A 19,954-nucleotide genomic window follows, 5' to 3' on the forward strand; every position below is an offset into this window, starting at 1 on the left:
TTCGGTGTGATCCTCCAAAGCCCGGGCTCCCGGGGTCGGGCGACCGAGTCACTGGTCCGGACCGGTCCAACCGCCGGGTCCGCCGCCCGCCCCGGAGGGGGCGGGGCGCACGAGGTGCCCCGCCCGTCGGTCCCGCACGGTCACAGCCTCGGGTCCACCGGCTCGGTCTCCAGGGCCAGGACCGCGAAGACCGGCTCGTGCACCCGCCACAGGGGCTCACCCGCGGCCTGGCGGGCCAGGGCCTCCAGCCCGAGCTTGTGTTCGCGCATGGCCAGCCCGCTCTTGCGGCCGAGCTTGCGGTCCTTGAGCACCGCGATCCGCTCCGGGTCGGTGTAGTCCGGCCCGTAGACGATCCGCAGGTACTCCGGTCCGCGGACCTTCAGCCCCGGCTGGGCCAGACCCTTGCGGCCCTTGGCCCGGGCACCGAGCAGCGGCTTGACCACCATGCCCTCACCGCCGCGGTCGACCATCTCCCGCCACCAGGCGGCCGCGGCCGCGCAGGCGTCCGGGTCCGTGGTGTCCACCACCCGGTAGCGGGTGGTGGACACCATCCCGCCGGTCCCGGCCAGCTGTTCGGCCACCCCCATGTGCCAGAGGTGGTCGGCCTCGCCGTACTCCCGGCCCTCGGAGGCCAACAGCATGAACGGGGCGTAGCGCAGCCCGTCCGCACCCTCGGTCTCCCAAGAGTAACGGCGGTAGACCGCGCTGAACGCCTCCGTCTGCTCGGTGCGGCGCGCGGTGGTCTCCGCCAGTCCCCCGACGTCCACGCCCCGCTCGGCCGCCGCGGCCAGGGCGGCCGCGGCAGCGGGCAGCGAGGCCCGGGCGGCGGCGCCCACGGACGCGTACTGCTCGCGGATGAGCGAACGCGCCTTGGCCGACCAGGGCAGCATCTCGCCGTCCAGGGCCACCCAGTCCGTGCCGAGCCTGTCCCACAGGCCGGCGTCGGTGACCGCCTGCCGCAGCCTGCGGACCACCTCGTCCTGGACCGCGGGGTCCCTGAAGAAGGGGCGCCCGGTGCGGGTGTAGACGGTTCCGAGCTCACCCGGGACGAAGCGCCGTTCGGCGGCGGCCTCGTCCCGGCACAGCACGGCGACCGCGCGCGAGCCCATGTGCTTCTCCTCGCAGATCACCTGCCCGACGCCGGAGCTCCGGTAGGAGGCGAAGGCCTCGTCGGGGTGCTCCAGCAGCCCGGGGTCGGCGGCGGTCGGTGCGGGGGCCATGGTCGGCGGCAGGTACACCAGCCACCGGGGGTCCACCGCGAAGCGGCTCATCACCTCCAGCGCGGCCATGGTGCTCTCGGCGTCGGCGCGCACGGTGCCGTGGGCGGTCTCGACGAACAGCCCGGACCCCTGGTCGCCCAACCCGACGTCGTTGATGTCGATGACCTGGCCCGCGCCCCCCTCGTCCCGCTCCGGCGGGTTGTCCACCAGCGGCCGGACCGGCTCGTACCAGGTGCGCTCGGCGTCCACGTCCACGATCTCCCGTTCGGGGTAGCGCAGCGCGGTGAGCCTTCCGCCGAACACGCAGCCGGTGTCCAGGCAGATGGTCCGGTTGAGCCACTCGGCCCTGTTCGTGGGCACGTGCCCGTAGACCACCATCGCCCTGCCCCGGTAGTCGCGGGCCCAGGGCAGCCGGACGGGGAGGCCGAACTCGTCGGTCTCGCCGGTGGTCTCGCCGTACAGGGCGAAGGAGCGCACCCGGCCCGAGGCGCGGCCGTGGTACTCCTCCTTCAGCCCGGCGTGCGCCACCACCAGCCTGCCGCCGTCCAGCAGCAGGTGGCTGACGAGGCCGTCGCAGAAGTCCAGCACCCGTGCGCGGAACTCCTCGCTCTCCCGGCCCAGCTGTTCCACGGTCTCGGCAAGACCGTGGGTCAGCCGGCCCTTGCCGCTCCTGAGGTACCGGACCAGCTTGTTCTCGTGGTTTCCGGGCACGCAGAGGGCGTCGCCGTCGGCGACCATGCCCATGACCAGGCGCAGCACCCCGGGGCTGTCCGGCCCCCGGTCCACGAGGTCGCCGACGAACACGGCCGTGCGGCCCTGCGGGTGCCGGGCCCCGACCGGGCGGCCCTCGCCGTCGCGGCGCAGTTCGTAGCCGAGCTCCGCCAGCAGGGACTCCAGTTCGGAGCGGCAGCCGTGGACGTCACCGACGATGTCGAAGGGCCCGGTGAGCTCGGTGCGGTCCGGCCAGGGGCGTTCCAGCTCGATGCGGACGGCGTCGATCTCCTCCTGCCCCCTGAGGACGTACACCCTGCGCACGCCCTCGCGGGCCATCCGCTTGATCCCGCCGGTGAGGTCGCGCCGCTGGCGGCGGATGACGTGGTCGCCGAAGTCGCGGTCGGGGCGGACGCGGTTGCGTTCGCGGGCCAGCGCCTCGGGCACGTCGAGCACGATCGCGGTGGTGAGGACGTTGTTGTCCTTGGCGATACGGATCAGGTGCTCACGCGCACCGCGCTGGACGTTGGTGGCGTCCACGACGGTGAGCAGCCCGCGCCGCAGCCGGATGTCCACGATGGTGCCGAGCAGAGCGAAGGCGTCGGAGGTGGCGGTCTGGTCGTTCTCGTCGTCGCTGACCATGCCCCGGCAGAAGTCGGAGCCGATCACCTGGGTGGGTTCGAAGTGCCTGGCGGCGAAGGTGGACTTGCCCGACCCGGAGACCCCGACCAACAGGACGAGTCCCATCCGGGGCACGCGGAGCACCCGGGGCTCGCGGGCGGCCTCGTCGTTCGACTCGTTCACTTGGTGAAGACTCCCATCTGGGTCGGGGCCCCGGTCTCGGGGTGTTCGGGGCCGACCGGCAGGCGGCGGACGGTGTAACCGTGTTCGGCGGCGACGCGGTCGGCCCAGGCGGCGAACTCGGCGCGGGTCCACTCGAAACGGTGGTCGGCGTGCCGGAACGCGCCCTCGGCCAGGCCCTCGTAGTGGCGGTTGTACTCGACGTTGGGTGTGGTGACCACGACGACGCGGGGGGCGGCGTCGCCGAAGACCACGTTCTCCATGGCGGGCAGCCGGGAGGGGTCGAGGTGTTCGACGACCTCCATGAGCACCGCCGCGTCGTGGCCGTGGAAGCGCCGGTCCCGGTAGACCACGGAGCCCAGCAGCAGTTCGGGGCGGGGCCGACGGGCCGACCGGTCGCCGGGGCGGGCGTCGTGGTCGGTGAACAGGCTCCGGTGCCGCCCGCCCCCGTCCGGGTGGCAGCCCTTGCAAAGCCTGCGGTGGGCGGCCTCCAGGCTGCCCGCGTGGACGTCCACCCCGGTGATCCGGTCCAGGGCGCGGACTCCGGCCAGCCGCTCCAGCAGTCTGCCGCCGCCGCAACCCAGGTCGATGACGCTGGTGGCCCGCTCGGCCTCCAGCACCGCCAGGACCGCGCCCGCGCGCTGCTCGGCCAGCGAGGGCTCGCGCTCCTCGACCGCCGGATCGCGCGGGACCGCCCCGACCGCCTCCGCCTCCTCGGCTTCGGTTTCGGGCTCGGCGCTCCGGTCGTCGGCCTCGGCCAGCCGGGCCATGGCGGTGCGCACGTAGCGGTCCCGGCGGGCGAGGTAGCGCCGGGCGATCCACCCCCGTTCGGGGTGCCCGACCAGCCAGCCCGCGCCCGCCCCGGTCCCGTCCTCGACCCCGTCGACCGGGGCGCCGCCCGCGCGCAGGAGCTTGTCGATCTCGGTGGAGTCCACCCAGTAGTGCTTGCTGCCGCCCTCCATCGCGGGCAGCAGCACGTACAGGTGGCTGAGCGCCTCGGACAGCCGCAGGGTCCCGGTCAGGGTGAGCGACAGGTGGTGCGAGTCGCCCCAGCCGGGCAGCCCCGGGTCGAGCGGGACCGGTTCGGCCCGGACCGTCCAGCCCAGCGGCTCGAAGAGCGCCCTGGCCTTCTCCGGGCCGGGGCGGCAGGGGACCGCGGGCAGGTGCAGGACCAGCGGGATGGGTGTGCCGGCCAGCTCGGGACGGCTCCGGCTCACGCCCCGGATCGCGGTCCGCAGGACCTTGCCCAGGGCCACCGTGAACAGGGAGGAGGAGGCGTAGGGCCGGTCGTTCACGTACTGCGCCAGGGCGAAGTCGGGTGTGCTCACCGACGTGCGCGTACGCAACAGCGCCTGCGGGTCCGTTTCGAGGAGGAGGGCCGCGGTGCAGCGCTCCTCGGTGGCCTCGGGGTAGAAGACGTGCGCCGTCCCGAAGGACTGCTCGAAGCTCTGCGCCTTGTCGGGGTGCTTGTGAAGCAGGTGTCCGAGGTCCGTCGCCGGCCGGGCTGTGGTGGTGATCGTCAGTAGCACCCGTGCATTGTGTCCGACCCCGCCCACGGCCGACCAGTGTTTTTCGGCCCGCGGCACGGACGTGTCAGGCCCGGGGATCGCTGCTGTCGTCCTCGGGGGAGACCGGGGGTGCGGCGCGGCGCCGGTGGAGGCTGCTGGTCACCAGGACCGGAAGGGTGACCGCGAGGGTCATGGCGAACAGGCCCAGGGTCCTGCCCCAGAGCGGGTGCTGCATGACCGGGTACTCGGTGAGGGGCAGGGCGGCGTAGACCAGGTACAGGGGGACGGAGAGCAGCGCGGTCGGCAGGGGGTGGGGCAGGCCGAGCAGCCTCAGCAGGAGCCACGCCAGGAGGGGTGCGGCGGTCAGTGTCACGAACACGGTGACGCGCAGCTCGTCGGCGTCGACCCCGAGCACCCCGGTGTCGGAGACCTCGACCACGAGTACGAGGTAGAACCAGGCGATCAGCAGGGACAGCAGGGTCGCCCCGGCCCCGGCCACGAGGCCGAGGAGGAGGGCTTGGCGGGGACTCACGGGGGGTGTGCGGCTCATGGGCCCATTCTTGCCGCATAGGCCGCGGCGCGCCTACCCGATCCCGGAACCGGTGCCGGTCCCCCGGTCCGCCCGCGGGTCCACCCCCAGTTCGGCCATGGCCAGGGCGGCCTCGGCGCGCGCGGATCCGAAGAAGGCCCACGGGATGTCGCAGACGTACCGGCCGACCGCCCCCAGGTGCCACCGGGCCAGGTCCTTCTCCCCCGCGCGGTGGAAGGCCCAGCCGAACAGGTGGTGGGCCTGGACGCCGCGCACGTGCGGCACGGCCGCGGACGCCCACCCCCGCGCGAGCGCGAACAGCTCCCGGACCGCCTCCCCGTGCAGGCGGCCCAGGCTCATGGCGGCGATGTAGGCGCTGTTGCCCTCCCGCAGGAGCCTGCGCTGTTCGCCGCGCAGGTACTCGGCGTGTGCCAGGGCGAGGACGGCCGACAGCGGGCTGCCCTCGGGGGCGGTGTCGGCCGCCGCCCCGGCCGCGGCGAACATCTCCTCGGCCGAGCCCCCTCGGCTGGGTGCCAGGGAGCGCACCCGGGTCAGGTGCGCGGGGAAGTGGTGGGGCGCCCGCGCGGTCGCCTCGGTCCAGGCCCGTTCCCGTTCCTCCCGGTCGCCGAGCCCCATCGCCACCGTCTGGAGCGCTGCCCAGGGGGCGGCGTCGTCGGGGCGGCGCCGGGCGGCCTCCTCCAACGGGACCCGTGCCTCGTGCAGGGCGGCCTCGAAGGCCTTCCGGTCGGCCCGGGTGGTGTCGGCTCCTCCGGCGGGCGCGGCCACGGCCCGGGCGAGCAGGGCGTGGCCGAGCCACAGCATCGTGTCGGCGGGGTCGGCACCACCCTCCACCAGGGCTGCGACCTCGTCGGGGCGGTCGACGGCGGCCCGTCCCAGCGCCTCGGCCTGGTAGGCGCGGACCTCCGGGTCCTCCCGGGTCTCCACGAGCAGGGCCGCGCCCGCCTCCGCGTCGCCCCCGCGCACCGCCTCGCAGCCGGAGCGCAGCAGCGGGTCCGTCCCGTAGGAGGCGGAGACCAGCGCCGTCTCCAGGTCGGTGCCGCGCAGCACCCTCGCCGGGTTCCGTCCGAATCGCCACATGCCAGCCATGCCAGTGAGGTTATGGCATCCCGTGTCACCGGCCGACGTGGATGTCCGGGACGATCTCCGGAGCCCCGTGCTGGACGGCGTCGGCCTCCTGGTCGGTGTCCTGCTCCTGGGCGGCGCGTTCGGCCTCGATGCCCTTGCGGTAGTACTCCACCTCCCGCTCGATCTGCTCCCGGTCCCAGCCCAGGGGTTCGGCCATGAGCTCGGCCGCCTCCTCGGCCGCGGCGATGCCCCGGTCCCAGGTCTCGAAGGAGATCCGGGTGCGCCTGGACAGGACGTCCTCCAGGTGGCGGGCGCCCTCGGCCTCCACCGCGTAGACGACTTCGGCCCTCAGGTAGTCCTCGGCGCCTGCCAGGGGGCTGCCCAGATCGGACCGCTCCCTGATCAGGTCGAGCACGTCGTACACCGAGGAGCCGAACCGGCGCAGCAGGTGCGTGACCCGGGAGACGTGCAGTCCCGAGTCCCGGGCCAGCCGGTGCCGCTGGTTGTACAGCGCGGCGTACCCGTCAGCACCCACCAGGGGCAGCCTGGCGGTGACCGAGGAGGGGACCGCCCCGCCCAGCCCGTGCGCCACCGCGTCCACCGCGTCCTCGGCCATGACCCGGTAGGTGGTGTACTTGCCGCCCGCGATGAGGACCAGCCCGGGTACCGGGTGGGCGACCGTGTGTTCGCGCGAGAGCTTCGAGGTCTCCTCGGACTCACCCGTCAGCAGCGGCCGCAGCCCCGCGTAGACACCCTCCACGTCGTCGCGGGTCAGGGGCGTGCGCAGCACCCGGTTGACGTGGTCCAGGACGTAGTCGATGTCGGTCCGGCTCGCCGCCGGGTTCTCCTTGTCCAGGTCCCAGGGGGTGTCGGTGGTCCCGATGATCCAGTGGCGGCCCCATGGGATGACGAACAGCACGCTCTTCTCGGTCTGCAGGATCATCCCGGAGGAGGCCTGGATGCGGTCCCGCGGCACCACCAGGTGCACACCCTTGGAGGCGCTCACGTGGACCTGGCCGCGGCCGCCGACCATCTCCTGGATGTCGTCGGTCCACACCCCGGCGGCGTTCACCACCTGGCGGGCACGGATCTGTTTCGTCTCCCCGGTCTCCAGGTCGGCGGCGGCCGCACCGACCACGTGCTCGCCCTCGCGCAGGAACTCGACCGCCTGGACCCGGGAGGCGATCCGCGCCCCGAGCCCGGCGGCGGTGCGCAGGACCGTGGTGACGAAGCGGGCGTCGTCGACCTGGCAGTCCCAGTACTGGATGGCCCCGGCCAGCGCACTGCGTTTGAGGGCGGGGAACACCTTGAGCGCCCCGGACCTGGACAGGTGCCGGTGCGCCGGGAGTCCCCGGTTGTTCCGCGAGGTCAGTGCCAGGGCGTCGTAGAGCGTGACCCCGGCGCCGATGTAGAACCTCTCCCAGTGGTGCTCGAACGGGAAGAGGAAGGGCACCGGGCGGACCAGGTGCGGGGCGATGGTGGTGAGCAGGAGCCCGCGTTCCTGGAGGGCCTCGCGAACGAGCTCGAAGTCGAACTGCTCCAGGTAGCGCAGTCCGCCGTGGATCAGTTTGCTGGACCGGCTGGAGGTGCCAGAAGCGAAGTCCCGCGCCTCGATCAGCCCCGTGGAGAGGCCGCGTGAGACCGCGTCCAGGGCGATGCCCGCCCCGACGATCCCACCGCCGACCACGAGGACGTCGAGTTCCTCGTCAGCCATCGCCGCGAGCGCCTCGGTGCGCCCCTTCGGCCCCAACCAGGTGGTCGCCATTGGTCGTCCTCCCTCTCGATCGGTGTCCCGGCGAGGCGCCTACCCGACCGGTGGGGCCTGAGCGTCCGCCGAACACGCCCTCAGGCTAACCGGGTGCCGGGGACGCCGGATGCCGCCACACGCGACACGACCGATTTACCTCCCCGTGCGCGGCGGCCGCGCGCGGCGGTGCTCAGGCGGCGCCGGCGTAGGCGTGCGCGTAGGCCAGGACGTCGCTGACGTAGGTGTCGGAACGGTTGTACGAGAGGACCGCCGACTCCCAGTCCTGCGCCGACGTCAGGTCCCGGCCGCTGGCGCACAGGTAGCGGGCGGCCGACAGTGCGGCGTCGTCGATGTTGTGCGGGTCCGGGGTCACGCCCTCCAGGGACTCCCCCCACTGCGCCCAGGTCCCGGGGATGAACTGCATCGGGCCGATCGCCCGGTCCCAGTCGGTGTCGCCGTCGAGCTCTCCGCTGTCGGTGTCCGGGATGGCCTGCGTGTTGTTGGTGCCGTCCAGCGGGATACCGATGACGTCCACGGTGGTGTTCCCGTCCGGGCCGAGCTCGCCGCCCGCGTAGGTGCCGTGGCGGGACTCCACGTAGCCGATCCCCGCGAGCGTGGGCCACGAGAACCGGCACTCGGGCTGGTCCGCGTCGAGCACCAGTTGGGCGCTGGCGTAGCCCTCCAGGGCCCGGCGCGGCACACCGGTGCTCTCCGAGACCCCGTCCAGCCACTCGTCGCTCGGCCGAAGCGCCGCGGAGGGCCGGGGCCGCTCGTCCGCTCCCACGACGGCCTCGTCGGGCTCCTCGTCCTCCCGGGGCGTCACCCCGCTCTGCTCGGGCGGGCCGGTGAGTTCCTCGTGCGCGGGGGTGGCGATCGTCCCGTCCGAGGGGACCCCCGCGGCGCTCGGCGGCGCCCAGTCGTTGAGCACGCTGGACACACGGCCCACCAGGACCACGACCCCGGTCGTCACCAGCAGGCACACGACCAGGGCCAGGCTGACCGCGATCGCCGGTCCGCGCCGACGGCGCCGGCTGGCACCGGACACGCTGTCACCCATGCAGTCCTCCAAGGGGAAGTCACTGTGAGATCACGGAAAGCAAAACACGCCCCATAGTGACACACCGCCGCCGAACGGTCGCCCCGGCCCGGGAGAACGCGAAGGGCGCCCCGGTCAACCGGGGCGCCCCAGGCGGTTCCCGCCCACGGGCCCGCGCGGGCGGGCGAAGGACCGGAGCCGACAGGCCTAGCGGTGCGGGTTCACCACGACCTCGACCCGCTGGAACTCCTTCAGGTCGGTGTAACCCGAGGTGGCCATGGTCCGGCGCAGCGCACCCATGAGGTTCATGGATCCGTCGCTGGTGGAGGCCGGACCGTGCAGGATCGACTTGAGGTCGCCGATCGTGCCCACCCCGACGCGCTCCCCGCGCGGCAGTTCGCTGTGGTGGGCCTCGCTGCCCCAGTGGTAGCCGCGGCCGGGCGCCTCGACGGCGCGGGCCAGCGGCGAACCGACCATGACGGCGTCGGCCCCGCAGGCCAGGGCCTTGGCGATGTCGCCGCTGCCGGTCATGCCGCCGTCGGCGATGACGTGCACGTAGCGGCCGCCCGACTCGTCGAGGTAGTCGCGGCGGGCCGCGGCCACGTCACCGATGGCGCTGGCCATCGGGACGGCCACACCCAGCACGGAGCGGGTGGTGTGGCCGGAGCCGCCGCCGAACCCGACCAGCACACCGGCCGCACCGGTGCGCATCAGGTGCAGGGCCGCGGTGTAGGTGGCGCAACCGCCGACGACCACGGGCACGTCGAGGTCGTAGATGAACTGCTTGAGGTTGAGCGGCTCGGCCCGCCCGGAGACGTGCTCGGCCGAGACGGTGGTACCGCGGATGACGAAGATGTCGACGCCCGCGTCCACGACCGCCCTGTGGTACTGGGCGGTGCGCTGCGGTGACAGGCGGGCCGCCGTCACCAGGCCCGCGTCGCGGATCTCCTCGATCCGGCGGCCGATCAGCTCCTCCTGGATCGGCGCCGCGTAGATCTCCTGGAGCCGCTTGGTCGCGGCGACGTCGTCGAGTTCCCGGATCTCCTGGAGCAGCGGTTCGGGGTCCTCGTAGCGGGTCCACAGACCTTCGAGGTCCAGCACGCCGAGGCCGCCCTGCTCACCGACCGCGACGACGGTCTTCGGCGAGGCGACACTGTCCATGGGGCTGACCACCAGGGGCGTCTCGAACCGGTAGGCGTCGATCTGCCAGGCGATCGACACCTCCTCCGGGTCGCGGGTCCGCCGGGCGGGCACGATCCCGATCTCATCGAGTTCGTAGGCACGACGCCCGTTCTTGCCCAGCCCGATCTCCACCTGAGCCAACTCTTCGATTCCCCTCTGACGTGCGGCGCCGGTCGGTCGACCGGCGCATGACCGCGGACGCGAGTCTATCGGCCCGCGGTCAACCCCGCGCAGAGGGCGGTCCGACGGCGTCTAGCGCGCGTTGTAGTTCGGCGCTTCCACCGTCATCTTGATGTCGTGCGGGTGGCTCTCCCGCAGACCGGCGCTGGTGATCCGCATCAGCTGGCCGCGCTCGCGGAGTTCGGGGATGGTGCGGCTGCCCGCGTACCACATCGACTGGTGCAGGCCGCCGACCAACTGGTGGGCCACGGCGGAGAGCGGACCGCGGAACGGCACCTGGCCCTCGATGCCCTCGGGGACGAGTTTGTCCTCGGAGGAGACCTCGGCCTGGGCGTAGCGGTCCTTGGAGAAGGACCGGCCGCGCATCGCGCCCAGCGAGCCCATGCCGCGGTAGGCCTTGAACTGCTTGCCGTTGATGAAGATCAGCTCGCCCGGGCTCTCCTCGACACCGGCGAGGAGGCTGCCGAGCATGACGGTGCTGGCGCCCGCCACCATGGCCTTGGCGATCTCACCGGAGTACTGGAGGCCGCCGTCGGCGATCAGCGGGACGCCCGCGGGACCACAGGCCCTGCCCGCCTCCAGGATGGCGGTGAGCTGGGGGGCGCCCACACCGGCGACGACGCGGGTGGTGCAGATCGAACCGGGGCCCACACCGACCTTGACGGCGTCGGCGCCGGCGTCGATGAGCAGCTGTGCTCCGGCCCGGGTGGCGACGTTGCCCGCGACGATGTCGGCGCGGGAGTTGGCCTTGAGCTTGGCGATCATGTCGGCGAGCCCGGCGGAGTGGCCGTGCGCGGTGTCGACGACGATGAAGTCCACCCCGGCGTCGATGAGCTGCTTGGCGCGCTCCTCGGCCTCGGTGCCCACGCCGACCGCGCCGCCGACGACCAGGCGGCCGTCGGCGTCCTTGGTGGCGTCGGGGAACTGCTCGCTCTTGATGAAGTCCTTGACCGTGATCAGACCGCGCAGGCGGTTCTGGCCGTCGACCAGGGGCAGCTTCTCGACCTTGTGCCTGCGCAGCAGCTCGAAGGCCTGTTCACGGCTGACCCCGACCGGGGCGGTGACCAGGTTCTCGGTGGTCATGACGTCGCGCACCAGCCGGGAGCGGTCGTTCTCGAAGCGCATGTCGCGGTTGGTGACGATGCCGAGCAGGCCGCCCTGGGCGTCGGTGACCGGGACGCCGGAGATGCGGTAATGGGCGCACAGGCGCTCCACCTCGGCGAGGTCGTCCTCGGGATGGCAGGTGACCGGGTCGGTGACCATGCCCGCCTCGGAGCGCTTCACCAGGTCGATCTGGGCGGCCTGGTCCTGGGCCGAGAGGTTGCGGTGCAGGACGCCCGCGCCGCCCTGGCGGGCCATCGCCACGGCCATGCGGGCCTCGGTGACGGTGTCCATCGCGGCGGAGAGCAGCGGGATGCTGAGGGAGATGTTGCGGGAGAGCTTGGTGGTGGTGTCGACCTCGCCCGGCTGGAGGTCGGAGTAGGCCGGCACCAACAGCACGTCGTCGTAAGTCAGCCCCGGCGGGAGCAGTTTGTCCCCGTAGTCGCTGTGGTCCTGGCCCATGACACAACCTCCGCTGTTCCCGGCAACACCTTCGCGGATCGCCCCCGCGTGTCGTCTCATCCTAGGTTGTCGTCCGGCACCGGCCCGGTGGAATGGGATGTTCGCCCGGTCACCTCGATCACGAAGTGATCAAGGACACGGGTTCGCGGCCTCGCCCCCGCCTCGCGGCCCCGGGGCGGGTCACCGCCAGGAGGACCACCGGGGATAGCGGCAGTAGCCGCGGGTCCGGGGCCGGTTGGGGCAGGGGCGCCGACCCGGGCGGGACGCGGCGCCGTGCTCAAGGGAGGACGCGGTTCGCCAGGGCCACCTTCCGAAGCCGAGCAATAGCTCGGTGCTGGGCAACCCGTACCGCTCCTGCCGACATACCAAGGAGATGTCCCGTCTCGTCTGCTGTAAGTCCTGTGATGACCCGCATGACCAGCAGCCTGCGCTGCTGTTCGGGTAGTTCGTCGAGGAGTGCTCTGGCCCGCTGCGCCTCGACCACGCGCACCGCCGACTCCTCGGGCCCGGGGCCGTCGTCCTGCGGCTCGGGGACGGTGTCGGTGGGAACCGTCTCCACCCGGCCCGCCACCCGCAGGGTGTCCGCGACCTTGTGCGCGGCGATGCCGAACACGAAGGCGGCGAAGGGCCTGCCCCGGTCCTGGTAGCGGGGGATCGCCGTGAGCAGGGCGATGCACACCTCCTGCGCCACGTCGTCCGAGTAGTGCGCCAGCCCCGACACCCGGGCCAGGCGGGTGCGGCAGTAGCGGACCACCATCGGTCTGACCTCGCGCAGCAACGAGTCCAGGGCCCCGTCGTCCCCCTGGACGGCGAGTGATCCCAGATGGTTCAACCCCGTCTCGCGCGTAGCGGGGTCGGTCTCCTCGCGCCCTGCGGGCGCACCTGGCCGCTGCGCGGTAACGCCCCCCCGGGCGCCTGTATCCGTCACGTAACGAATGATGCCCGCAGTTGGGGACCCAACCACTCCAATCAGCAACTACAGAATGGTTACATTTTGGGAAAATAGCCCGAAACTGGCACAAAGTTGCGGGTGTGAAACGCCACTCCCGTGGTAGTGGACGGGGGCGGGACGCCGACGCGCCCCGCCCCCGGACCGGGTACGGCCGAACCCTAGTGGGCGTGGCCGTGACCGTCGTCCTCGTCCTCTTCGGGCTTGTCCGCGACCAGCACCTCGGTGGTCAGCAGCATGCCCGCGATCGAGGCGGCGTTCTGGACGGCGGAACGGGAGACCTTGACCGGGTCGATGATGCCCTCGGCCGCCAGGTCGCCGTAGGCGCCGGTGGCGGCGTTGAAGCCGTGACCGACCTCCATCTCGGAGACGCGGTGGGTGACCACGTAGCCCTCGGCGCCCGCGTTCTCCGCGATCCACCGGGCCGGCTCGACCAGGGCGCGGCGGACGATCGCCACACCGGTGGCCTCGTCGCCGGTCATGCCGAGGTCGCCCAGAGCGGTCGAAGCGTGCACCAGGGAGGCGCCGCCACCGGCGACGATGCCCTCCTCGATGGCCGCGCGGGTCGCCGAGATGGCGTCCTCGAGGCGGTGCTTCTTCTCCTTGAGCTCGACCTCGGTGGCCGCGCCGACGCTCAGCACCGAGACGCCGCCCGCGAGCTTGGCCAGGCGCTCCTGGAGCTTCTCGCGGTCCCAGTCGGAGTCGCTCGCCTCGATCTCGTTGCGGATCTGGCGGACCCGGTCGTCCACCTCGGACTGCTGGCCGCCGCCGTCCACGACGGTGGTGGTGTCCTTGGTGACGGTGATCCGGCGGGCGCTGCCCAGCACGGAGAGGTCGGCGTTCTCCAGGGTCAGGCCGACCTCCTCGGAGATGACCTGGCCGCCGGTCAGCACGGCGATGTCCTGGAGCATGGCCTTGCGGCGCTCGCCGAAGCCGGGCGCCTTGACCGCGGCGACGTTGAGCGTGCCGCGCATCTTGTTGAGCACCAGGGCGCCCAGGGCGTCGCCCTCGACGTCCTCGGCGATGATCAGCAGCGGCTTCTTGCTCTGCACGACCTCCTCGAGCAGCGGCAGCAGCTCGTTCAGGTTGCCGATCTTGCCCTGGCTGATCAGGATCAGGGCGTCCTCGAGGACGGCCTCCTGGCGGTCCGCGTCCGTGACGAAGTACGGGGAGACGTAACCCTTGTCGAACTGCATGCCCTCGGTGAAGTCGAGGTCCAGACCGAAGGTCGGGGCCTCCTCCACCGTGATGACGCCGTCCTTGCCGACCTTGTCGAAGGCCTCGGCGATCAGGTCGCCGATCTGGGCGTCCTGGGCGGAGTTGGTCGCCACGTAGGCGATGTCCTCGCGCTCCTTGATCGGCACGGCGCGGCTGAGCAGGATCTCGGAGACCTTGGCCGCCGCGGCGTCGATGCCCTTCTTCATGGCCATCGGGGACGCGCCCGCGGCCACGCTGCGGATGCCCTCGCGCACCAGCGCCTGGGCCAGCACGGTGGCTGTGGTGGTGCCGTCGCCGGCGGCGTCGTTGGTCTTGGTGGCGACCTCCTTGACCAGCTGCGCGCCCAGGTTCTCGTAGGGCTCGTCCAGCTCGATCTCACGGGCGACGGTCACACCGTCGTTCGTGATGGTGGGGGCGCCGAACTTCTTGTCGATGACGACGTTGCGGCCGCGCGGGCCGAGCGTCACCTTGACGGCGTCGGCGAGGCGGTTGACGCCCCGCTCGAGGGCGCGACGGGCGTCGTCCTCGAACTCCAGGATCTTCGGCATGTGTGAGTGCTTCCTCTAACCGTTCGGGTCAAAAACGAACATCCCGCCCCGCCCGGCTTGGTGGGCCGACCGGTGCGGGATGCAGATGGCTCTACGCCTGATGGCTCTTCGTCGGGAACTACTTCTCGACGACCGCGAGGAGGTCGCGGGCGGAGAGCACCAGGTACTCCTGGCCGTCGTACTTGACCTCGGTGCCGCCGTACTTGCTGTAGAGAACGACGTCACCGATGTTCACGTCGAGGGCAACGCGCTTGCCGTTGTCGTCGAGACGACCGGGACCCACGGCCAGGACCTCGCCCTCCTGGGGCTTCTCCTTGGCGGTGTCCGGGATGACCAGACCGGAGGCGGTGGTCTGCTCAGCCTCCAGGGTCTTGACCACGACGCGGTCCTCGAGCGGCTTCAGCACGGTCTTGGTGGCGGTCGACACTGTGTGACCTCCCCCTTCAAAGTCTCGGTGTACTGATCGTCGGCCCGTGCGAGTGCACGGACAGACTGCGTAAAAGGGGCGACCGCGGCGGCCTGTCGTCGCGGGTGCCAGACCGGCCTCGTCGCATTTAGCACTCTACCCCCGAGAGTGCCAGAATGGAAATGTGGCGGGGGCCCTGGTCACGGGGACGGCCCGCCACACCGTCGTGCCCACAGCAGGAGGATCCATGCGCGTGCCCGCCTTCTCGGCGCTGCTCACCGACGCGGGGCGGGAGGTCCTGGCGGGGGTGGACCCGGAGGCCGCCGCCCGGGACCCGCTGACGGCCGCCTCACGGCTGCGCCAGGATCCGAAGCTGGCCGCACTCGACCCGGACCTGCCGGTGTCGGAGCTGGTCAACGCGGTCATGACCCAGGTTGGTCTGCGTGCGCGGGGCCGGGCCAAATTCGGGGAGAACGCCGGGCGAATGTTCTTCACCCCGAACGGCCTGGAGCAGTCCACCCGCCGAACCGTCGCCGAGTACCGGGCCGAGCGGACCGCCCGGAGCCTGCCCGCCTCCGTCGGGGGCGGCGCGGCCTCGGGCGACCTGTGCTGCGGGATCGGCGCCGACCTGCTCGCCCTGGCCGCACGGGGCGTTCCGGTGGAGGGCGTGGACGCCGACCCGCTGACCGTGGCGGTGGCCCGCGCCAACATCGGGGCGCTGGGCCTGGCCGGGCACGCACGGGTCCGCGAGGGCGACGTGAACGGGGTCGCCCCGGGCGACTACCCGCTCCTGTTCTGCGACCCGGCCCGGCGCGGCGGGCGGGGCCGGGTTTTCGACCCCGCCGCCTACTCACCGCCGTGGGACGTGGCCACCCGGCTGGCGGAGGGGGCGGAGGCGGCCTGCCTGAAGGCCGCTCCGGGCATCCCGCACGAGGTGCTGCCCGAGGCGGCCTCGGCCGAGTGGATCTCGGTGGACGGGGAGCTGAAGGAGACCGCGCTGTGGTTCGGAGCCCTGGCCCGGGGGTCCGGCCGGCGCGCGACGGTGCTGCACGAGCGCTCCGGCCTGCTGGCGCGCGAGGGCTCGGTCGCGCACCTGGATGCGGACCCGGACCTGGGGCCCGCGCCCGTCGCCGCGGCCCGGCGCTACCTGTACGACCCGGATCCGGCCGTGGTCCGCTCCCACCTGGTGGCGGAGGCCGCCGCGCGGGTGGACGGCGCCCTGCTGGACGAGCGCATCGCCTACTTCACCTCGGACCGGGCGGAGCCCTCCCCCCTGTGGCGGCTGCTGGAGGTCGTGGAGTTCGCGCCGTTCTCGCTGAAGCGGCTCCGCTCCTCCGTCCGGGCCCACCGCGCCGGGACGGTAACGATCAAGAAACGCGGTTCGGCGGTGGACACCGAGAAACTCCGCCGCGACCTGCGCGCCTCTGGCCCGGAATCGGTGACGATCGTCCTCACCCGAATCGGAGAAAGGCCCTTCTACCTGCTGTGCCGCGAGGTCACGGAGCCCTCGGGAAACTGATCCGGTCCGGGGGAGCGGAGTTCGGGCGCCCCCAACGGCTTTCCGGACACGGCGCGCAGACCGTATCGTTACCTCCCACACCCATATCTTTCGCGAACCCCTGGGGTTACACGGGGTGATGTCGTTAAACTGGCGCCGCTGAATTCTTTCCCTTCTCATGGGTTCACCCGGAAGGCCGTGCTTGTTTGATCCGCCCCGCGGTTCGGCTCACACTCGGCCCACGCCCCCCGTGTGTACGTACAGTCACACTTCAATCACAGTGGGGCGCAACTGGCGCGGAACGACGCCCACCCGGGGACCATCGAGAACCCGTCCTCCCGGCACGGCCCCGTGCGACGGGCCGGACGCGGACGGGAGCGCCAGAACCATAAGGAGCACCTCGGTGGAACAGACCAATCACAACTTCCTCAACGGGGGAGGGCAGGCCGGTGTCTCCGACCGGATGCGTGACCTGCTCTCCCAGGCCGCCCAGGAGCACGTCTCCGAGCAGAAGTCCCAGGGTGCCGTCAGCGAGGAGATGCGCCAGCGCCTCGAGGGGATGGAGTGGCTGCTTCGCGAACTGCGCGAACGGGAACTCACCTCCCTTGCCGAGTCGATCACCGCGGTCGACGGCCGGATCGACGACTTCCTCGCACGCCCCCCGGAGTGGGCCGAAGCCCTCGCCGAACACATAGAGGTCGTCGGACAGCAGGTCAAGCCCCTGTCGGACATGCCGTCCCTGCGGGCGGACACCCACCGCGTCGCCGGACACCTCGACACCGCCCTCACCCGTCTCCAGCGCATGTCCGAGACCGGCAACCGAACCGCCGAGCAGGTCGCGGAGGTCGGTGAGCGCGTCAACGCGCTGAGCGAGACCGTCGGAACCCGGCTGGACGCCCTGGACGCGGCCCTGGAGAGCCTCAACGGCAGGGCCGAACAGATCGAAGCCTCGTTGTCCGCCCTCGACACCACCCTGGGCGAACGCCACGAGGAGCTGACCACCACGGTCCGCACCACCCTGTCCGAGGGCAAGGACGAACTGGCCGAGGCGATCGAGCAGAGCCGCGAGACCCTCGCCACGGCCGTCCGGGAGAGCCGGGAGGCCCTCGACACCGCCGGCACCGGCCTCGGCGAGAAGCTCACCTCCTCCCTCGACGAGCGCACGGCCGAACTGCGCGGGTTCTTCGAGGAGCGCACCGCAGAACAGCACGAGACCCTGCTCGGCAAGCTCCAGGAGAACACCGGTGAGCTGGGCGAGCGCACCACGGCCCTGGCCGAGGAACTGGGTGCCCTCGCCACCGCTTCCGGCGAGCGCCACGAAGCCCTCACCTCGGACCTGAAGGCCATCACCACCACCTCGGAGGAGCGCCACGAGGTCCTCGCCTCGGACCTGAAGTCCCTCGCCACCACCTCCGAGGAGCGCCACGAAGCCCTCACCGGCAAGGTCAACGAGGGCTTCGGCCACCTGAACACCCAGGCCGAGGAGAACCACGCCGAGGCCACCGCGGCCGTCGCCGACGTCACCGGTTCGCTCGCCAAGCTGCGGGAGAACCACGACAGGTCCCTGAACGACCTGCGTTCGCACCTGCGCCAGCGCCTGTCCGAGCTCGACGAGCAGATCGAGCTGGGCCGCACCGAGACCCGTGAGCACGCCGAGGCCACCGCCGAGGGCCTGCGCGACTCGGTGGCCGAGCGCACCGAAGCCCTCTCCGCCCGGATCGCCGAGGACGCCGAGAAGGTCGCCGCGGACCTCGCCGAGCTGCGCACCTTCGTCACCGAGGACAACGCCAGGCTGGCCGCCGAGGCCGAGGAGCGGCACCAGACCCTGACCGAGGCCCTCACCGAGCAGGTGGAGACCCACCGGAGCGCGCTCGACGAGCGACTGGAGCGGCACCGCGAAGGGCTCAACGGCAAGGTGGACAACCACCTGTCGCAGATCACCGGCAAGGTCGACCACGAGCTCGGCCGCCTCACCGACCGGTTCGACACCTTCGAGGGCCACTTCGAGGGAAGCTTCGAGAGCGTCGAGGGCAAGATCGACCGGGTGGACGGCCGTCTGGACGGCCTCAACGGCCGCCTGGACGGGATCGACGGCCGGGTCAACGGGGTCGAGGGCCAGTTCGAGGGCGTCAGCGGCCACTTCGAGGGGGTCGACGGCCGGATGGAGGCCATCGACGACCGCCTCGAGGCGCTCAACCAGCGCCTCAACCAGCTGCCGCAGACCCTGGAGGTCAGCGAGCTGCACCGCCGCCTCACCGAGCTGGTGGACCGTCCGCTGCTGGACCACTCCGGCAGGCTCGACGAGATCGACTCGCACGTCACCTCCGCGGTGGAGCCGGTCATCCGCGAGCTGAAGCAGCGCCCGGACCGCCACGAGTTCGAGGAGACCGTCACCGAGGCGGTCGAGAACTCGCACGACGACATCACCAAGCGGTTCTCCTCCCTGGAGGAGACGGTGCTCGCCCTGGCCGAGGCGCTGCTGCGCCCGGGCCGGGACGGCAAGAAGAAGCGCCGCCGTGACGACGATGACGACGACGAGTAAACACTCGCCGACCGTCCCGTCAGACTGAGGAAGGGGCCCGGAGCAGCGGATGCTCCGGGCCCCTTGCGCTGTCTGAACCCGGGTCAGGGGGTCAGGACGACCTTGCCGAACAGCTCTCCGTCGGCCATCGCGCGAAAGCCCTCCCGTGCGTCCTTCAACGGCAGGACCCGGTCGATCCGGGGACGGATCCCGGTGCGCACGCACATCTCGGTCAGCGCCGCCAGCTCCTCCCTGGTGCCCATGGTGGAGCCCAGCACCCGGAGCTGGAGGAAGAACACCCGGGTGAGCTCGGCCGGAGGGGCGTCGCCGCTGGTCGCGCCGCAGGTGACGACGGCACCGCCCGGCTTGAGCGAGCGGATCGAGTGCTTCCAGGTGGCCTGTCCGACCGAGTCGAAGACCACGTCCACCCGTTCGGGCAGCCGCTCACCGGAGGGGAGCGCCGCGTACGCGCCCAGCTCCAGGGCGCCGGCCCGCTTGGCCTCGCTGCGGCTGGTGACGTACACCCGGTGCCCCACCCGGGAGGCCAGGGTGATCAGCGCCGCCGAGACCCCTCCCCCGGCGCCCTGCACCAGGACGGTGGATCCCGGGCGCAGGTCGGCCTTGCCGAAGAGCATGCTGTAGGCGGTCAGCCAGGCCGTCGGCAGGCAGGCGGCCTCCTCGAAGGACAGCTCCGGGGGCTTGGGGAGGAGGTTCTCCCTGGGGACCAGCACCTTCTCGGCGAGGGTTCCGTCGTGGACCTCGGAGAGGAGGGAGAACCGCGGCGAACGGCCGGGGGCCGCGGGTTCGGTGATCACGCTGTGCACGATCACCTCGTTGCCGTCCTCGTCGATCCCTGCGGCGTCGCCGCCCAGGACCATCGGGAGCCGGTCCTCGCCCAGCGCGACCCCGCGCAGGCTCCACAGGTCGTGGTGGTTGAGCGAGGCCGCCCTGACCCGGACCGTGGTCCACCCCTCGCGGGGTTCGGGGTCGGGCCGCTCACCGGCCTCCAGCCCGGAGAGGGGGTCGTCGAACGAGATGCGTGCTGCGGTGATGGCGAACATACCCGTACCCAACCACGGAGACCGAGCCGCGTTCCAGTCCCGGGTGCCCTTTCCCCGATGCCCTGCGGGGCGCCGCCGGTGGCCTGTTTCGGCCACCGCGAAACAGAACCGTTCCGTTCCGATGATGGTCGGGGCCCCGGCCCACCGGGAGACAGGCGTCCGACCACGGGACCGCCCTTGGTGATCCACG

At 72.1% G+C, this 19,954-nt stretch carries 14 protein-coding genes; 2 read left to right on the plus strand and 12 right to left on the minus strand.

Annotation, left to right across the window (positions count from 1 at the left end; translation table 11 throughout):
* Positions 1 to 140 precede the first annotated feature (140 nt).
* The 11 genes from IE195_RS07080 to groES form a co-directional block, all read right to left on the minus strand.
* The gene (locus tag IE195_RS07080) at positions 141 to 2,678 is read right to left on the minus strand and encodes a polynucleotide kinase-phosphatase (protein WP_225942727.1); all 2,538 of its coding nucleotides are present in this window, start codon (positions 2,676 to 2,678) and stop codon (positions 141 to 143) included.
* Positions 2,679 to 2,731: 53 nt separating this feature from the next.
* Positions 2,732 to 4,261: a 3' terminal RNA ribose 2'-O-methyltransferase Hen1 gene (locus IE195_RS07085; protein ID WP_191268648.1), complete on the minus strand. Its 1,530-nt coding sequence runs from the start codon at positions 4,259 to 4,261 to the stop codon at positions 2,732 to 2,734.
* A gap of 64 nt (positions 4,262 to 4,325) precedes the next feature.
* Positions 4,326 to 4,790, minus strand: coding sequence for a hypothetical protein (locus IE195_RS07090; protein ID WP_191268651.1), 465 nt, complete (start codon positions 4,788 to 4,790; stop codon positions 4,326 to 4,328).
* A 33-nt stretch (positions 4,791 to 4,823) separates the two neighbouring features.
* Positions 4,824 to 5,867, minus strand: a complete 1,044-nt coding sequence (locus IE195_RS07095; RefSeq protein ID WP_191269078.1) for a tetratricopeptide repeat protein — start codon at positions 5,865 to 5,867, stop codon at positions 4,824 to 4,826.
* 34 nt (positions 5,868 to 5,901) lie between these two features.
* Positions 5,902 to 7,620 carry a glycerol-3-phosphate dehydrogenase gene (gene glpD / locus IE195_RS07100; protein ID WP_191268653.1) on the minus strand — a complete coding sequence of 573 codons (1,719 nt, stop codon included), beginning with the start codon at positions 7,618 to 7,620 and terminating at the stop codon, positions 5,902 to 5,904.
* Positions 7,621 to 7,792: 172 nt separating this feature from the next.
* Positions 7,793 to 8,659: a lytic transglycosylase domain-containing protein gene (locus IE195_RS07105; RefSeq protein ID WP_191268655.1), complete on the minus strand. Its 867-nt coding sequence runs from the start codon at positions 8,657 to 8,659 to the stop codon at positions 7,793 to 7,795.
* A gap of 186 nt (positions 8,660 to 8,845) precedes the next feature.
* Positions 8,846 to 9,952 carry a GuaB3 family IMP dehydrogenase-related protein gene (locus tag IE195_RS07110; protein ID WP_191269080.1) on the minus strand — a complete coding sequence of 369 codons (1,107 nt, stop codon included), beginning with the start codon at positions 9,950 to 9,952 and terminating at the stop codon, positions 8,846 to 8,848.
* 120 nt (positions 9,953 to 10,072) lie between these two features.
* Positions 10,073 to 11,563, minus strand: coding sequence for an IMP dehydrogenase (gene guaB, locus IE195_RS07115; RefSeq protein WP_191268657.1), 1,491 nt, complete (start codon positions 11,561 to 11,563; stop codon positions 10,073 to 10,075).
* 277 nt (positions 11,564 to 11,840) lie between these two features.
* Positions 11,841 to 12,491: a sigma-70 family RNA polymerase sigma factor gene (locus IE195_RS07120; RefSeq protein WP_373295638.1), complete on the minus strand. Its 651-nt coding sequence runs from the start codon at positions 12,489 to 12,491 to the stop codon at positions 11,841 to 11,843.
* Between the two features lie 182 nt (positions 12,492 to 12,673).
* Positions 12,674 to 14,278, minus strand: a complete 1,605-nt coding sequence (gene groL, locus IE195_RS07125) for a chaperonin GroEL (RefSeq protein WP_191268661.1) — start codon at positions 14,276 to 14,278, stop codon at positions 12,674 to 12,676.
* A 118-nt stretch (positions 14,279 to 14,396) separates the two neighbouring features.
* Positions 14,397 to 14,705, minus strand: coding sequence for a co-chaperone GroES (gene groES, locus IE195_RS07130; protein ID WP_191268663.1), 309 nt, complete (start codon positions 14,703 to 14,705; stop codon positions 14,397 to 14,399).
* Between the two features lie 226 nt (positions 14,706 to 14,931).
* Here groES and IE195_RS07135 point away from each other — a divergent pair, with 226 nt between their 5' ends.
* Both IE195_RS07135 and IE195_RS07140 read left to right on the plus strand, forming a co-directional pair.
* Positions 14,932 to 16,203, plus strand: a complete 1,272-nt coding sequence (locus IE195_RS07135; RefSeq protein ID WP_191268665.1) for a THUMP-like domain-containing protein — start codon at positions 14,932 to 14,934, stop codon at positions 16,201 to 16,203.
* Between the two features lie 382 nt (positions 16,204 to 16,585).
* Positions 16,586 to 18,724, plus strand: coding sequence for a hypothetical protein (locus IE195_RS07140; protein ID WP_191268667.1), 2,139 nt, complete (start codon positions 16,586 to 16,588; stop codon positions 18,722 to 18,724).
* Positions 18,725 to 18,807: 83 nt separating this feature from the next.
* Here the strand turns inward: IE195_RS07140 and IE195_RS07145 are convergent, their stop codons facing one another.
* Entirely contained in the window at positions 18,808 to 19,764 is a 957-nt protein-coding gene (locus tag IE195_RS07145; protein ID WP_191268669.1) for a zinc-binding dehydrogenase, read from the minus strand.
* Positions 19,765 to 19,954: the final 190 nt, after the last annotated feature.

Origin of the sequence: Nocardiopsis terrae (genome assembly GCF_014651695.1) — a bacterium.
In the GTDB taxonomy this organism is placed as follows: Bacteria; Actinomycetota; Actinomycetes; order Streptosporangiales; family Streptosporangiaceae; genus Nocardiopsis; species Nocardiopsis terrae.